This window comes from Endozoicomonas ascidiicola (assembly GCF_001646945.1).
Classification (GTDB): domain Bacteria; phylum Pseudomonadota; class Gammaproteobacteria; order Pseudomonadales; family Endozoicomonadaceae; genus Endozoicomonas; species Endozoicomonas ascidiicola.
Window position 1 is genome coordinate 1 of sequence record NZ_LUTV01000033.1, and the last position, 1,523, is coordinate 1,523.

General features: G+C 36.7%; 2 protein-coding genes. Both read right to left on the bottom strand.

The window, feature by feature from the left end:
• Positions 1 to 83 precede the first annotated feature (83 nt).
• On the bottom strand, positions 84 to 1,184 hold the full coding sequence (locus tag AKL11_RS24335) for a helix-turn-helix domain-containing protein (RefSeq protein WP_067522950.1): 1,101 nt from the start codon (positions 1,182 to 1,184) through the stop codon (positions 84 to 86).
• Between the two features lie 61 nt (positions 1,185 to 1,245).
• A partial coding sequence (locus AKL11_RS24340) for a hypothetical protein (protein ID WP_157673764.1) occupies positions 1,246 to 1,523 on the bottom strand: 278 nt, incomplete at its 5' end.

The following is a 1,523-nucleotide window of genomic DNA, read 5'->3' on the forward strand; positions in this document are numbered from 1 at the left end:
AGCAGCTAACGCCAAAATCAGGTGCGCCGTAGGCGTCACCTGGATTTTTTTGTTATGTTGCGGTTGATTTGTTTATTTATTCTCTAACCTTGGCAAACCAGTTTTGATAGTTTCTCAACAGTTTTATCAATTTCATCAGTACCTAAGAGCGAAATTTTATCATATTCTGCATAGTTTCCTATTGCATTGAACACATTGGGATATTCTATGAAAGCAATTTGATTCGTGGGAATTATATAATGATTATTCGTTTCATGATCACTAAAATCTGTAACATGATTTTCATCATAAAGATTCATGTTTTGTATATCTATAAGGGCTTCATCCCACGCATCTCCTCTAGAGTACATACCAGGAAGAAAGATCTCCTTTCCACCTTTTAAAAATATTCTTATTCCCCATGCATTAATGAATTCTCTTTCATATTCTGTGCGTTCTGTATCATTCAAGAAATCAATGTAATTTTCATCTAGATTTTCTTTAAGTGACTTTATCACATCAGGAGCTTCTTCTATTAGTCTTGATTGATGCTCTATCAGCCATTCAAAATCGACACTGAGATCAAAGTTGCAATCACTATTTACTTCATAATTCCCATTCTTAGCCATTATAAAAAGAACAGCATCCTTCCTGACATCAGCTTTTAATAAAGGTGTTTCATGAAATTTACCTTCACAGATTCCAGGATATTCATCAGCGCCATCATCGTGCCAAATAGCCCACTCAATACAATCAGTATTGACGTAAAAGAATTTATCATCGTATGTCTCAACCCATATAAAATCATGCTCTCCACGAAGCATTGAATTAAGAGACTTTTTTTCAGATTCACTTGAAAGCTCAAGTAATAATGCATGATCAAAAATATTAATCTTTAATATTAATGCGTCATGCGATCTTATTTTTTGATCTTTTCTTTCGGTAACAAAGTATGAAAAACTTGGATTTTTATCATTGAATATTTCAATATCAAATTTTGTTTCTTTACTTTGTTCAACTAACTTATTAATACTGCACTTTAAAGCCTCGGCCAACTTTTGAACATTTTCTGATGATGGTTGTTTTTCGCCACGCTCCCATGAACTATAGCGAGCAGATGACACACCAATCGCATCTGCCAGATATTTTTGAGTCACATTCTGTGCCAACCGAAGCCTTTTCAACTCTTTTGTTGCAATAGCCATATAATGAACTCCTCATAATGATGATTATCAAGATAGTCATCAATGGCGCCAAAGTCAACTTTCAGTTGTTTTTATCATCTTTAGGTTGTTTTAGGTGTGAGCGACATAACGCCAAAATGTGCGGCGCGCCGCAGGCGCGTCCGGTGGAGCGCAGCGGAACGAACACGATTTTTTTGTTAGCTGCGTAAGCCCGTAAAATGGTTAAACTGTGACGAAAACCTGAAGCGCGTACGGCTGGCGACAGAGTAAAAACCAGAAGATTTACCACCAGAGATTTTGCACGCCGCTGCAAACCATGCGGAACCAAAATACCGCAAACCAGTTTGAACCAAAAGGTTT